A 13159-nucleotide genomic window follows, 5' to 3' on the forward strand; every position below is an offset into this window, starting at 1 on the left:
TCATCGCGGTAGTCGGAATGAACGGATGACCCCGACGCGAGTAGGCCTACGGAAGGCCGTCCTTGATTTATTGAACATCCAGTCATAATATCCACAGACCGACGCCAACGTAGCAACGAGGTCATCGCAATTGAGTCATTCCAGGCAAGCCGCGAAAAAGGCCGGCGAAACATCCCAGCGCGGCCGTCCGCGCGAGTTCGACACGGACACCGTGCTGGCGAACGCAAGCCAGGTGTTCTGGGATCACGGCTACCACGCGACGTCGATCGACGATCTGTGCAAGGCCACCGGTCTGCTGCGCGGCAGCCTGTACGGCGTGTTCGGCGACAAGCACGGCATCATGCTCGCCGCGCTGGAGCATTACTCGGAAGGCGCGGTCGCACGGCTTGCGCAGCGGCTGAGCGCGACGGCTGATCCAGAGCAGGCGCTGCGCGACGCGCTGCTGCACTACGCGCGGGTGTCATGCGCGTTGAGCGGCCGGCGCAGTTGTTTCATCACGAATACGACGCTCGAAATGCAGCCCGATGACGAATTGCTGCGCGCGCGCGTCGCCGCGATTCAGCGGCGCATGGCGACCCTGCTCGCGGCGGCGGTGATTCGCGGGCAAGCGAGCGGCGCGTTCGATTCGTCGCTGGACGAAAAAGCCGTCGGCGATTTCCTGCTGTGCGTGATGCAGGGCCTGCGGGTGATGGGACGGGTCGCGCAACAGCAAGATGCGCTGATCGCTATCGTCGATGTGGCGATGCGCGCGCTGGTCTAGCAGCTCGTTCGCGAACACCGGCGCAAAAATTTTTTAACCATTTCTTGAACGATTGGTCATGAAAAGAGAAGCGATCAAGTCCGCTCCGGCGGCATTCGGTGGGTCCGCTAGCGGCGCGGCCTGCCCAGCCGGGGCGGTGACTGTGCCCGGCCCGGCGATGGCAGGCATGGCTGTCGCCGCCAAAGCGGGGGCGCCCGGCTTCCCGCGCCAGGCGCTCGCGCTCGCGGTGCTGTTCGTCGGCGCCTTTCTCGCGCCGCTCGATTACTTCATCGTCAACCTGGCGCTGCCGTCGATTCACACGGGCCTGAACGCGAGCGACGCGCAGCTGCAACTCGTCGTCTCGGCCTATGCGTCGGCTTACGCGGTGCTGCTGATCACGGGCGGCCGCCTCGGCGATCTGTTCGGCCGCCGTCGCATGTTCATGACGGGCATGGCGGCTTTCGTGATCGCGTCGGCGTTGTGCGGCTTCGCGACCAGCGGCCATATGCTGGTGATCTCGCGCATCGTGCAAGGCATCGCGGCCGCGGTGATGGCGCCGCAAGTGCTCGCGACGATTCGCGCGGTCGTACCGTTGCATCAGCAGACGCGCGTGATGAGTCTGTATGGCTTCGTGTTCGGCTTGTCGTCGATCGTCGGGCAGCTCGGCGGCGGCGCGCTTATCACGTATCACCCGTTCGGGCTCGACTGGCGCGTGATCTTTCTGATCAACATCCCGATCGGCATTGCGGCGTTCATCGGCACATGGAAGTTCGTGCCGGAGAACCAGCCGGCCACGCATACCGGCGTCGATCTGAAGGGCGTTGCGCTGCTGTCGGCGGTGCTGCTGCTGGTCATCTATCCGATGACGCACGGCCGCGAAGCCGGCTGGCCCGCGTGGACTTTCGCGATGTTCGCGCTCGCGGTGCCGGTGTTCGCGCTGTTCGTCGCGACCGAACGGCGCGTCGAGCGCGGCGGTGGCCATCCGCTCGTCGATCTGCAACTGTTCCGCAATCGCGCGTTCGCGCTCGGTCTGGTGCTCGCATTCCTGTTCTATTGCAACAGCGCGTTCTTCCTGACCTATGGCATCTTCCTGCAGACCGGCCTGCACTGGACGCCGCTCGCGTCGGGCATCGCGATCATGCCGTTCGCGCTCGGCTTCGTGATCGGGCCGCTGACGTCGCCGGCCGTGGTCAAGCGCATCGGCGCGCATGTGCTGACGCTCGGTTTCTCGATGATGACGCTGGGCTTCGCCGTGACCGGCTGGTCCGCGACTCGATCCGCGACGCCCGATCTGCTGTTCTACTGCGGGCTGGTGTGCGCGGGTGTCGGACATGGTCTGCTGTTGCCGTCGATCATGCGCATCGTGCTGCAGGAGGTGGTGCCCGAGAAGGCGGGGCTGGCATCGGGTGTGGTGTCGTCGACGTTGCAGATCGGCTCCGCGTTCGGCACCGCGGCGGTGAGCGGCGCGTTCTTCGGGGCGCTCGGTGGCAGCGCGGCACCCGCGTCGTATGCACACGCGTTTCAGCTGAGCCTGGCTATCAATGCCGCGCTGATGTTCGTGTGTATCGGCCTGAGCGTGCTGCTGGTGCGTCATCAGCAAAGCGTACGGCGCTCAGTCGCTCCGGCGGTTTGAAATTGAGCCATTGGTAATCGTTTTCATTTGTTGGCTCGCTCAGAAAAATCGTTCAATTTGAACGAAGCGGTATAACGAACTACGTGGCATTTACCGGCGATCTACTCGTTCACAGGTAATTCTGATTTAGATCAAACAGGTCTTTCTGATTAACGGCTCACCGTTATCGCGTCAGGTTTTCTAATCAGAGGAAACCGGCGTCGTATTTTCTACCGGCCTGCAAACCGCCGGCAGTAACTGTTGCATTTGTGCGGTAGCGCACATAGGGTTAGCCGCAATGTTTTGGCGGAGAATGTTTTGGGAATGCCGGGAACTTTAACCGTTTGGCATCAACCTCGGTTCCAGTGAAAACGGTATCAATAAAAAGCGCTTGCCGCGTTTAAATTCGATTGTTAATCTGTCTAAACTTTAGAGTACCCATTCAACAGGTCGAAGTCGTTAAAGCCGGGCTCAACTTAAAAACGCTCAAGATAGGGGGACCAAAGATGCTGACCGCTACCATTGACGCATTCCAGACAACATCCGCCGCCTTCAACGTGGGCGACGTCGTCAAGTTAAAAGAAGGGGGCCCGCGCATGACCGTGACGTATGCAGGTCCGGTCGCACGCAATCCGGGCGACTGGCTGATCTGCGAGTGGTTCGACGAACACGGCGAACTGCGTCATGAAACCTTTGCCGCGCAAGCCGTGCGTGCGGAACCGCGCTCCATTCCGGCGGGCTCGGTACAGTGGAGTCGCATCGGGCGCGCGGCCTGAGTGACGCACGTACGCTTCAATCAAACCGTTTCCTGTTATTCGTTTATTGCGCGTATTGCGCGAGCCGCCCGAATCGTTTCAGCGCTCGGGCCGGTCGCGCGCGGCCTCGCGTCGCCGCACGCGCAGCGTCAGTGCCGACGAAAACGCGCGCAAGGTCGACATCTTGCGAGTCTCGACGACGTCGCTCGCCAGGCTCTCCGCCGGATTCGGCTGTAGCGCCCAATACAGCGCGAGCACCCAACCAAGCACGGTCCAGCCGAGGCAGGCGTTAAATAGCGCGAGCGTCAGCACGTCACGACGCTTGCGCCGGTCCGCGATGATCGCCGGCAGAAAATACAGCGCTAGCGCGAACGCCGCGCCGATGGCCTGAACGGCCACGTTGCCACTCATAAAAGCTCCTCATGCGCGATGCATGTAGTGATTGTCGCGCGAATGGCCGCCGCCCGCCGCGCACCCTGCGCGTTCCAGTCCCCACCCAATCACCGCAAGGGGTTCAGCCCGACACGCATCGGGACTATGATGATCGTTTCGACCGAACAGTACTTCACGGACCCGATCATGATCACCGACACGACCCAGCAGGCCCACCTCAACCCGGACACGCTACGAGCATTCGTCGAGCGCAAGTGGAACGACGAGATCGTGCCCGCACTGACGGACTACATCGCGGTGCCGGCGAAGAGCCCGGCCTTCGATCCCGACTGGGCGAAGCATGGTTACCTCGAGCGCGTGATCACCGACGCCGCGAAATGGGCCGAGCAGCAACCGGTGCGCGGCCTGAAGCTCGAAGTGATCCGCCTGCCGGGCCGCACGCCGGTGATCTTCTTCGAGACCGCCGCGACGCGCTCGGGCAGCACTGAAACCATCGTGCTGTACGGCCACCTCGACAAGCAGCCCGAGTTCGATGGCTGGCGCAACGACCTCGGTCCGTGGACGCCGAAGCTCGAGGACGGCAAGCTGTACGGCCGCGGCGGCGCGGACGACGGCTACGCGATCTACGCGAGCCTGACGGCGCTCGCCGCGCTCGATGCGCAAGGTGTCGAGCGTCCGCGCTGTGTCGGGCTGATCGAAACCTGCGAGGAGTCGGGCAGCTACGATCTGCTGCCCTACGTCGACGCGCTGCGCGAGCGGCTTGGTAACGTCGGGCTGGTCGTGTGTCTCGATTCGGGCGCGGGCAATTACGATCAGCTGTGGCTGACCACGTCGCTGCGCGGGCTCGTCGCCGGCGATCTCGAAGTGCAGGTGCTCGACGAGGGGATTCACTCGGGGGTCTACGGCGGCATCGTGCCGTCGAGCTTCCGCATCATGCGTCAACTGTTCGACCGTCTCGAAGACTCCGCGAACGGCACGCTGCTGCCGAAGGGTTTTCATTGCCCGGTGCCGGCCGATCGTCTGCGCGAAGCGGAGGCTGCCGCGAGGATTCTCGGCGATGACGTATGGAAGAAGATGCCGTGGGCATGCGGGCAGGACGGCCGTCAGGTGCTGCCCACCACGACCGATCCACAGGAGGCGCTGCTCAATTCGACGTGGCGTCCTTCGCTGTCGGTGACGGGCGCGGCCGGCTTGCCCGCGCTCGCCGACGCCGGCAACGTGCTGCGTCCGCGCACCGCGTTCAAGCTGTCGCTGCGTCTGCCGCCGACCATCGAAGCGGAAAAGGCCGTCGCCGAACTGAAGGCGCTGCTCGAATTCGATCCGCCGTACAACGCGAAGGTCACGTTCAAGCCGGATGCGGGGGCGGCGAGCGGCTGGAACGCACCGGAGGTCGCACCGTGGCTGGCCACCGCGCTCAGCGATGCATCGCGTCAGCACTTCGGCGCAGACGCCGCCTACATGGGCCTCGGCGGCACCATCCCATTGATGAATGTGCTGAAGGCGGGCTTCCCGAAGTCGCAGTTCATGGTGTGCGGCGTGCTTGGGCCGAAGTCGAATGCGCATGGGCCCAACGAGTTCCTGCACGTGCCGTACGGCAAGAAACTGACGGCCGCGGTTGCCGAAGTGATCGCCGCGGCGCCGTGAGTCGTGGCCTCGTTTGAGTGGGGCTCGGGCGCGACCCGGGCCCGTTGTTGACTGATGCTCCCTTCCGTTCGAACCACATCGACACGCTGAATGACCGACTCCCAGACTGCCCAAACCACCACGCCCCGGATTCCGGCCGATCAACTGCATGCCTACGTCAGGGCGATCTGGGAGCGAGCGGGCAGTGCGCCGCGCGAAGCGGAGCTGATCGCCGATCATCTGGTGGCCGCGAATCTGACCGGACACGACTCGCATGGCGTCGGCATGATCCCGCGCTATGTCGAATCGCTCGCCGACCAGCAACTGCAACTGAATCGGCATGCCGACGTCATCAAAGACGCGGGCGCGGTGCTGACCGTCGAAGGCGGCAAGGGCTTCGGTCAGGTGATCGCGTTCGAGGCGATGGAGCGGGGCATCGAGCGCGCGCGGCGGCTCGGCATCTGCGCGGTGGGCTTGCGCGGCGCGCACCATATCGGCCGCATCGGGCATTGGGCCGAGCAGTGCGCGCGCGCCGGTCTGGTGTCGTTCCACTTCGTCAACGTGGCGGGCGATCCGCTCGTCGCGCCGTTCGGCGGCGCGGACCGCCGCATCGGCACGAATCCGTTCTGCGCCGCTTATCCGCGACCCGGCAAGCCGCCTCTCGTGCTCGACTTCGCGACCAGTACCATCGCGTTCGGCAAGACGCGCGTCGCGTATAACCAGGGCAAGCACACGCCACCCGGCGCGCTGATCGATCACGAAGGCATGCCGACGCTCGAACCGAAAGTTATGCACGAAGCGCCGTTCGGCGCGCTGACACCGTTCGGTGGCCACAAGGGTTTCGGGCTCGCGGCGATGTGCGAGATTTTCGGCGGCGCGCTGTCGGGCGGCTTCACGACGCACGCCGACACGCTCGGCACCACGCACGCGATCATCAACTGCATGCTGTCGGTGATCATCGATCCGACCGCATTCGACGCGCCCGATGCGCAAGCCGAAGCCGATGCGTTCCTCGCGTGGGTGAAGGCGTCGCCGCTCGCGGCGGGCACCGAGCGCATCTACGAACCCGGCGAACCCGAGCGCGTCACGCGCGCGCAACGCGAGGCCGCCGGCATTCCGATCGACGCGGCTACGTGGATGCAAATTAACTCCGCGGCGCGCGCCGTCGGAATGAGTGCGGACGAAGTGGCAGGCTGGTCCGCGCGCCTCGGCTGAAGCGCGCGACAGCAAGGCTCAGGCGATCAGCCTGAGCTTGCGCCTATCGAGCAGCCAGCGCTCGAATTCGGCGGCGGGCATCGGCCGCGCGTACAGGAAACCCTGCACGTAATCGACGCCCAGGCCCTTCATGAAGGTTTCTTCCGCATCGGTTTCGATCCCCTCGGCGACGACCTGGAAATCGAGTTCCTGCGCGACCGCGACCATCGAGCGCACCAGCGCCTGTGCCTTCATATCCGCGTGGATCGAGCGCGTGAAGCTGCGGTCGAGCTTGATCACGTCGAGCGGAATACGGCCGAGTTGCGACAGCGACGAGTAGCCGGTGCCGAAGTCGTCCAGATGCACCTGCGCGCCGAGCTGGCGGAACTGCTTGATCAGTTCGATCGCGGCCGCTTCGTTTTCGATCAGGCAGCTTTCGGTCAACTCGAGATCGACCAGGCAGGGATCGAGGCTCGCATGCTGCAACGCCTCGGTGAAATGGCGGACCACGGCCGTATCCGTGAGCTGTCGCGCCGACACGTTGATCGCGACGCGCAGGTCATAGCCGGCCGCCTTCCAGCGGGCCGCCTGTTTCGCGGCGGTCTCCATCACCCAGCGGCCGAGCACGCCGATCAAGCCGGATTCCTCGGCATAACGGATGAATTCCGCGGGCATGATCTGCCCGCGCTCCGGCGAGTTCCAGCGCACCAGCGCTTCCGCGCCTTGCACGGCGCCCGTGGCGAGGTTCAGCTTCGGCTGATAGTGCAGCGCGAACTGGCCTTCCTCGAGCCCGCGGCGCAGATTCGTGTCGAGCCACATGAACTCAGCGACGCGGCGGTTCATGTCCGGCGAGAACACGCGATGCGTACGCTTGCCTTCGTCCTTCGCGACGTACATCGCGGTGTCGGCCGAACGGATCAGCGATTCGAGCGTTTCGCCATGCTCGGGCCAACGCGCGATGCCGATCGAGCAGCCGGTATAGACCTCGACGAGCCCGACCGCGAACGGCATGCGCATGCGATCGAGAATGCGCTGCGCGGTGTTTTCCAGGCCATGCGCGGAGCCCTTCGCCGCGAGCACGATGAATTCGTCGCCCCCGAGGCGCGCGAGCGAGTCGCCCGGGTTCAGACAGTTGCGGATCGCGTCCGACACATCGCAGATCAGCCGGTCGCCGAACACGTGGCCGTAGTGATCGTTGACCTTCTTGAAGTTGTCGAGATCGAGAAACAGTACGCCGATGGTTTCGCCGGGCGCGGCCTGTTCGATCGCGATCTGGATGCGCTCCTGGATCGCGTTGCGATTGGCGAGGCCGGTGAGCGGGTCGGTGGTGGCCTGCTCGATCAGCCGGTCCTGCGCGAGCCGTTGCTCAGTGATGTCGGTGCCCGAGCAGATCAGGAACTGGTCTTCGATGCCGCTGCCGCTGCTCACGAACTTGTTGCGAAACAGGAACAGCCGCTCGCCATGCACCGTTTTGATGCGCCGTTCGATCTCGTACGGTTCGCCACGGTTGAAGAAGTGCGCGCTGACCTGGTTCGAGACCGCGCCGTCGTCTGACGACATGAACAGCGTCCAGACGCTGCGGCCGATGATGTCCTCTTCCTTGAGCCCGGTCAGCTCCTCGGCGAGCCGGTTGAAGCGTTGTATCCGGCCGTGCCGGTCGACGATGACGACGACTGAATTGACCTCCGAGACGACCTGTTCGGCGAACGACAGACCGTGCAGCAGTGCGCGCGCGACGGATTCGGTGTCGGCATGGGTCGAGGCGGTGCCGCCCCAGCGATGACAATCGAGTTTCTTGCCGACCAGATGCAGCCGCAGCGGCGCGCCGTCCAACTGCACGTCGACGACTACGTGCGAGGTGACGCCGCTCAGCGCGCGGATCTGGGAGGCCTGGCAAGAGTTGAGGGGAATGGCGACGCCGGCAGCCGCGTGGCCGTGCGCCGGCGCGAGTTCCAGCGTGTCGCTGGCCGCCGCTAGGCGCCAGCGAGGGCTGCTCGTGCCGAACCGCGCGTGAAGCACCTGGTCGTGTAGCTCGTCGCTCATGAAATCCCCGGAGAGTGCCGGCGGTCGCTATCAAGGCGGGCGGCGACAGACGGTCTTCCTCATACTAAAGTGAAACTGTCCCATTGTATCCAAGCGTGACAATTCGAGCGACGAATCATTAACGTTTTGCTAACCAGGAGCACGAGCCGGGGTGGCCGCGCGCGGCGGCACGATGGCATGGCAAAACGAGGCCACGGTGACGTCGTTAGAAGCGGTGTGTGAGCAGCGCGCGGGCGCGTTCGCGGTCGATCGGATTGGCGTCGAGCGCCGCGTCGAAGCAGAACTTGCCGGCCACCAGCGTGGCCGCCGGCACGCCGTCGCGATACAGCACGCGGTTGCCGGCCACGGCTGGCACCTTGTCGCCGACCAGCAGCGTGCCGACGAGATTCAGCGGATCGGTTCCCGCGACGCAGATAAGCGCACCGTCGTTCGCTTGCCGCCGCACCTCGCGCAGCAGCGGAATCGCCTCGGGCAGCGCGAACTGCTCGCCCGCGAGCCCGTTGACGAAACGCCCGCCGCGGATCACGCCACGCGCCTCGAGCCGCTGCAGCACGCGCAGCAGATCGCGCCACGGCGGCAGCCATTCGGCCTCGCGTTCGAGCACGCGCCAGAACACCACGCCGTAGCGGCGCAACAACGTCATTGCGACGTGTTCGAGCACCTCGGGCGGCAACTGACTGCGCCGCCCGGACGGATTTTCCGGCGCGACGGCGGACGGGCGGCATACGAGCGCCCAACGCCCGGCGTCGTCCATGCCGCCGATCAGCGCGCTCGCTCGCGCGCGCCGGCTGCTGGAAAACGCGTTGCGTTTAGCGACCGGCTTCAGCAACGCGCGCAGACCCGCGAAGCTGTCCGAGTTCGCGAGGCCGGCCGCGACCAGCTCGCCGAGCGCGTTTTCGAGCTCCATGCGCAGCACGCGCACCTCGGCGAGCAGTTCGTCGAAGAACATCGCGCCGTGTTGCGCGAGGGTGTCGTGCACGCTTTGCGCGAGCGCCGACAACTCGACCTGGCGCGCGGGATCGAGCAGCGCGCGCCAGGCGCGCAACTGCGCGCGCGGCAGCAGCACGATCGGCGTGCCGCGGACCGGACCGGCGGCGCCGCGCGCCCGCTCGGTCAGGCGGGTCCAGACGATCTTGCCGGCGCGGCATAGCTCATCGAGCGAACTGCTGGTGTAGGCGCGCACCCGCGCGGGCAGGATGTCCTCCTCCCATGCGCCGGCCGCGGCCTGGAAGCCTTCGAGCTGGTCCAGCGCGGCGGCGAGCGCGTCGCGGCCTTCGGCGCGCGTGGTCGGCGTCAGATGCTGCCATTCGAACAGGAAGCGCATGAAGTCGTGCCGCTCGACCGGCTCGATCTCACGCCGCAGCCGCTTCACCGTGTAGCGATGGATGCGTGCGAGCAGGTGCCGCTCGCACCATTCTTCGTGGCTCGTGTGCGGCGTGAAGCGGCCGCGCAACAAGTAGCCTTCGGCCTCGAGACGGATCAGCGCCGGTTCGATCCGCGCGGCCGGCAATCCGAGCGGGCGCGCGATCGCGTCGACCGTCAGCGGGCCGAAACCGGTCAGCCGCGCGCGCAGCACGTCGACGAGCGCGTCGTCGGCGCTCCAGCTTTCGGTGTAGCCCTTCGGGGCGCTCAGCGGCGGCGTGTAGCGATTGCGCGCGATGCCGGGGTAGAGCGCTTCGAAGCAGGTCAGGCGTTCTGCGGGCAGCCACAGCGCGCCGTCGCTGACGTCGTCGTTGCCCGTGCTTGCGTCTGCTTGCGCGGCCAGCGGCAAGCGCGTCGCCCGGCCGGCTTTCGCCAACGCCGCAAGCAGCGTCGGCCAATCTTCATGCGTGCGCGCCTCGGCTTCTGTGATGCAGGCGAGGCCCGTCAGCGCTTCGTGCATTTCGTCGGCGTTGCGTGCTTGCGGCCAGGCCTCGTCGCGCACGCTGTCGATCGCGGCGGCGTCGAGCGCGCCGAGATCGTCGGCGCTTTCAGGGTCGGTCCAGCGGCGGTTCAGCACCGCCTGGGTGCGGCGCTCCTCGATCGGCGCGTCGTCCAGGTACGCGTACGGTTTCGCGGTCAGGATTTCGGCGGCGAGCGGCGACGGCGCCGGCAGATCACGCGCGACGAGCCGCAACTCGCCGTGCTCGATCTGGCGTAGCAGCGCGAGCCAGCGTTCGCTGTCCATCGCGTCGTGCAGGCAGTCGTCGATGGTTTGGTCGACTAATGGGTGGCGCGGCACCTCGCGTTCGCCGACGACGTTCTCCAGACACGCTGCCTGTTCGGGAAACACGCTTGCAAGCAGATCCTCGCTACGCATGCGCTGCAGTTGCGGCGCGGTCTTGCGCCCGCCCGCGTAGCGCGGCAGGCCGAGCGAGGTCGTCGCGTTCCAGCGCCAGCGCACGCCGAATAACGGCGCATCGAGCAGCGCCTGGGTCAGCAGATGCTCGGCGCTGTTCGAATGCAGATAGCGCCACACCTCGTCGAGCACGAACGAGTGGCTGCCGGTCAGCGACAGCACGATCGCGTCTTCGGTGGCCGCCGCCTGCAGCTCGAAGTTGAAGCTGCGGCAGAAGCGCTTGCGCAGCGCGAGCCCCCACGCGCGATTCACGCGGCTGCCGAACGGTGAGTGGATCACGAGCTGGGTGCCGCCCGATTCGTCGAAGAAGCGCTCCATCACGAGCGTGCTCTGCGTCGGCAAGACTCCGAGCGCGGCGCGGGCGCGCGCCAGGTATTCGACGATCTGGCGCGCGGCCGGTTCGTCGAGCGCGAGGTTGTCGGCGAGCCAGGTGATAGCGTGGTCGAGACGCGGCGCGGTGGGCTCGAGTTCGCTTGCGGCTACGGCGGTTGCCGTGGTTGCTCGTGTCTCGCCCTCCGTCAGCAACGCTTCGACCTGCTCCCGCAATCTCGCAACCGCGAACGACAGCTCGTCGCTGCGCCCCGGCGCCTCGCCGAGCCAGAACGGAATGTTCGGCGGCTGGCCTTGCGCATCCTCGACCCGCACGCGGCCGCTTTCGATGCGCAGAATCCGGTACGACGCGTTGCCGAGCTGGAACACATCGCCGGCGAGGCTTTCGACCGCGAAGTCCTCGTTGACGGTGCCGATATTGAGCGCCTGCGGTTCGAGCACGACCGCGTAATCGGCGTTCTCGGGAATCGTGCCGCCCGAGGTCACCGCGACCAGCTTGCCGCCGCGCCGGCCGCGCAACGTGCCGCTGACCGCATCGCGATGCACATACGCAGCACGCGGACCGTGGCGGCTCGTGTAGCCCTCGGCGAGCATGCGCAGCACCGCGTCGTATTGCTCGCGCGGCAGATCCGCATACGGCGCGGCACGCCGCAGCATGTCGAACAGCGCATCCTCGCTCCACTCGGCGCTCGATACCTCCGCGACGATCTGTTGCGCGAGCACGTCGAGCGGCGCGCGCGGGATGCGCAACGCATCGAGCTCGCCACGCCGCACGCAATCGAGCAGCGCCGCGCATTCGAGCAGATCGTCGCGCGAGGCCGGAAACAGCCGCCCCTTCGGCATGCCGCCGACGTGGTGTCCCGAGCGGCCGACGCGTTGCAGGAACGGCGCGATCGCGCGCGGCGAACCCATCTGGCAGACGAGATCGACGTCGCCGATATCGATGCCGAGCTCCAGCGACGCGGTCGCGATCAGCACGCGCAGCTCGCCGCGTTTCAGGCGCTGTTCGGCGTCGAAACGATGTTCTTTCGCGAGGCTGCCGTGGTGCGCGGCGACCGCGTCCTTGCCGAGCCGCTCGGTCAGATGGCGGGCGGCGCGCTCGGCCATGCGGCGCGTGTTGACGAAGATCAGCGTCGTGCGATGCTGCGCGACCAGTTCGGCGAGCCGGTCGTAGACGCGCTCCCACACTTCGTTGGCCATCACCGCTTCGAGCGGCACCGGCGGGATCTCCAGCGCGAGGTCGCGCGCGCGGACGTGACCGACGTCGATCACCGCGCACTCGGCCGGCACGTCGCTATCGAGGCTCGCGCCGCCGACCAGAAACCGCGCGACCGCGCTGACCGGCTTTTGCGTCGCCGACAGCCCGATGCGCGGCAGGGGCCGGCCGCAGAGCGCGTCGAGCCGTTCGAGGCTCAGCGCGAGATGACTGCCGCGCTTGCTGCCCGCGAGCGCGTGAATTTCATCGACGATCACCGTGCGCACCGTCGCCAGCATGCGGCGGCCCGAATCGGAGCCGAGCAGCACGTACAGCGACTCGGGCGTCGTCACGAGAATGTGCGGCGCGCGTTTTTTCAGCGCGTTGCGTTCCTGCTGCGTGGTGTCGCCGGTGCGCACGGCGGTGCGGATGTCGAGCGGCGGCAGGCCGAGCGCGTCGAGTTCCGCGGCGATGCCTTGGAGCGGCAGTTGCAGGTTCAGACGGATGTCGTTCGACAGCGCCTTCAGCGGCGACACGTAGACGACCAGCGTTTCGTCGGGCAGCACGCCGTCGTTCGCGAGGCCTTGCGACACCAGGTCGTTCAGCGCGGACAGGAACGCCGTCAGCGTCTTGCCGGAGCCGGTCGGCGCGGCGACCAGCGTCGAGCGGCCGCTGCGGATTTGCGGCCAGGCGGCGGCTTGCGCATCGGTCGGGGCGGCGAAGGTTTTCTGGAACCAGCTGGCAACGGCCGGGTGAAAGCCGGCGAGCGCCTGCGGAGCTGGCGGTAAGGCAGGTGCGACGGGCCGCGCCGCGTTCGCGGTGGAGCGGGCCTTGCGGGAGCGGGGCGCCGCGTCGAGTGCGGCGGCAGTTTTTGCCGAAGTCATGCTCGTGTAGATGAGGGCGGCGCGGGGGATATCCAGTGGGGGTGGCTGGATCA

The 13159-nt window shown here is 66.4% G+C and carries 8 protein-coding genes; 5 read left to right on the top strand and 3 right to left on the bottom strand.

Annotated features, from left to right (window positions below; genetic code table 11):
* Positions 1-130: 130 nt before the first annotated feature.
* The 3 genes from AB3X94_RS11440 to AB3X94_RS11450 all read left to right on the top strand — a co-directional run bounded on the left by AB3X94_RS11440 (position 131) and on the right by AB3X94_RS11450 (position 3127).
* On the top strand, positions 131-760 hold the full coding sequence (locus AB3X94_RS11440; RefSeq protein ID WP_368611571.1) for a TetR/AcrR family transcriptional regulator: 630 nt from the start codon (positions 131-133) through the stop codon (positions 758-760).
* Between the two features lie 58 nt (positions 761-818).
* The gene (locus AB3X94_RS11445) at positions 819-2372 is read left to right on the top strand and encodes an MFS transporter (RefSeq protein ID WP_368611572.1); all 1554 of its coding nucleotides are present in this window, start codon (positions 819-821) and stop codon (positions 2370-2372) included.
* Between the two features lie 485 nt (positions 2373-2857).
* Positions 2858-3127 (top strand): YodC family protein, encoded by a 270-nt coding sequence (locus tag AB3X94_RS11450; RefSeq protein ID WP_176123714.1) that lies wholly within the window; start codon positions 2858-2860, stop codon positions 3125-3127.
* Between the two features lie 78 nt (positions 3128-3205).
* Here the strand turns inward: AB3X94_RS11450 and AB3X94_RS11455 are convergent, their stop codons facing one another.
* Positions 3206-3517 carry a superinfection immunity protein gene (locus AB3X94_RS11455; protein WP_176123715.1) on the bottom strand — a complete coding sequence of 104 codons (312 nt, stop codon included), beginning with the start codon at positions 3515-3517 and terminating at the stop codon, positions 3206-3208.
* Positions 3518-3685: 168 nt separating this feature from the next.
* Between AB3X94_RS11455 and AB3X94_RS11460 the strand changes: the two genes are divergently transcribed.
* Together AB3X94_RS11460 and AB3X94_RS11465 are read left to right on the top strand one after the other, a co-directional pair.
* A complete protein-coding gene (locus AB3X94_RS11460) occupies positions 3686-5143 on the top strand; it encodes a M20 family metallopeptidase (protein WP_176110387.1) in 1458 nt (485 codons plus the stop codon).
* A 90-nt stretch (positions 5144-5233) separates the two neighbouring features.
* The gene (locus AB3X94_RS11465) at positions 5234-6337 is read left to right on the top strand and encodes a malate/lactate/ureidoglycolate dehydrogenase (RefSeq protein WP_368611573.1); all 1104 of its coding nucleotides are present in this window, start codon (positions 5234-5236) and stop codon (positions 6335-6337) included.
* A gap of 18 nt (positions 6338-6355) precedes the next feature.
* Here AB3X94_RS11465 and pdeR read toward each other — a convergent pair whose 3' ends face one another.
* Both pdeR and AB3X94_RS11475 read right to left on the bottom strand, forming a co-directional pair.
* The gene (gene pdeR / locus AB3X94_RS11470; RefSeq protein ID WP_176106083.1) at positions 6356-8359 is read right to left on the bottom strand and encodes a cyclic di-GMP phosphodiesterase; all 2004 of its coding nucleotides are present in this window, start codon (positions 8357-8359) and stop codon (positions 6356-6358) included.
* A gap of 205 nt (positions 8360-8564) precedes the next feature.
* The gene (locus tag AB3X94_RS11475) at positions 8565-13106 is read right to left on the bottom strand and encodes a DEAD/DEAH box helicase (RefSeq protein ID WP_368611574.1); all 4542 of its coding nucleotides are present in this window, start codon (positions 13104-13106) and stop codon (positions 8565-8567) included.
* Positions 13107-13159: the final 53 nt, after the last annotated feature.

Origin of the sequence: Paraburkholderia sp. BR10923 (assembly GCF_040948765.1) — a bacterium.
Classification (GTDB): Bacteria; Pseudomonadota; Gammaproteobacteria; order Burkholderiales; family Burkholderiaceae; genus Paraburkholderia; species Paraburkholderia youngii.

Bases quoted from the DNA above. Each gene is read 5' to 3' on its own strand.
- AB3X94_RS11460 (WP_176110387.1), top strand. From the start codon at position 3,686: ATGATCACCGACACGACCCAGCAGGCCCACCTCAACCCGGACACGCTA.
- pdeR (WP_176106083.1), bottom strand. From the start codon at position 8,359: ATGAGCGACGAGCTACACGACCAGGTGCTTCACGCGCGGTTCGGCACG.
- AB3X94_RS11445 (WP_368611572.1), top strand. From the start codon at position 819: ATGAAAAGAGAAGCGATCAAGTCCGCTCCGGCGGCATTCGGTGGGTCC.
- AB3X94_RS11475 (WP_368611574.1), bottom strand. From the start codon at position 13,106: ATGACTTCGGCAAAAACTGCCGCCGCACTCGACGCGGCGCCCCGCTCC.
- AB3X94_RS11450 (WP_176123714.1), top strand. From the start codon at position 2,858: ATGCTGACCGCTACCATTGACGCATTCCAGACAACATCCGCCGCCTTC.
- AB3X94_RS11465 (WP_368611573.1), top strand. From the start codon at position 5,234: ATGACCGACTCCCAGACTGCCCAAACCACCACGCCCCGGATTCCGGCC.
- AB3X94_RS11455 (WP_176123715.1), bottom strand. From the start codon at position 3,517: ATGAGTGGCAACGTGGCCGTTCAGGCCATCGGCGCGGCGTTCGCGCTA.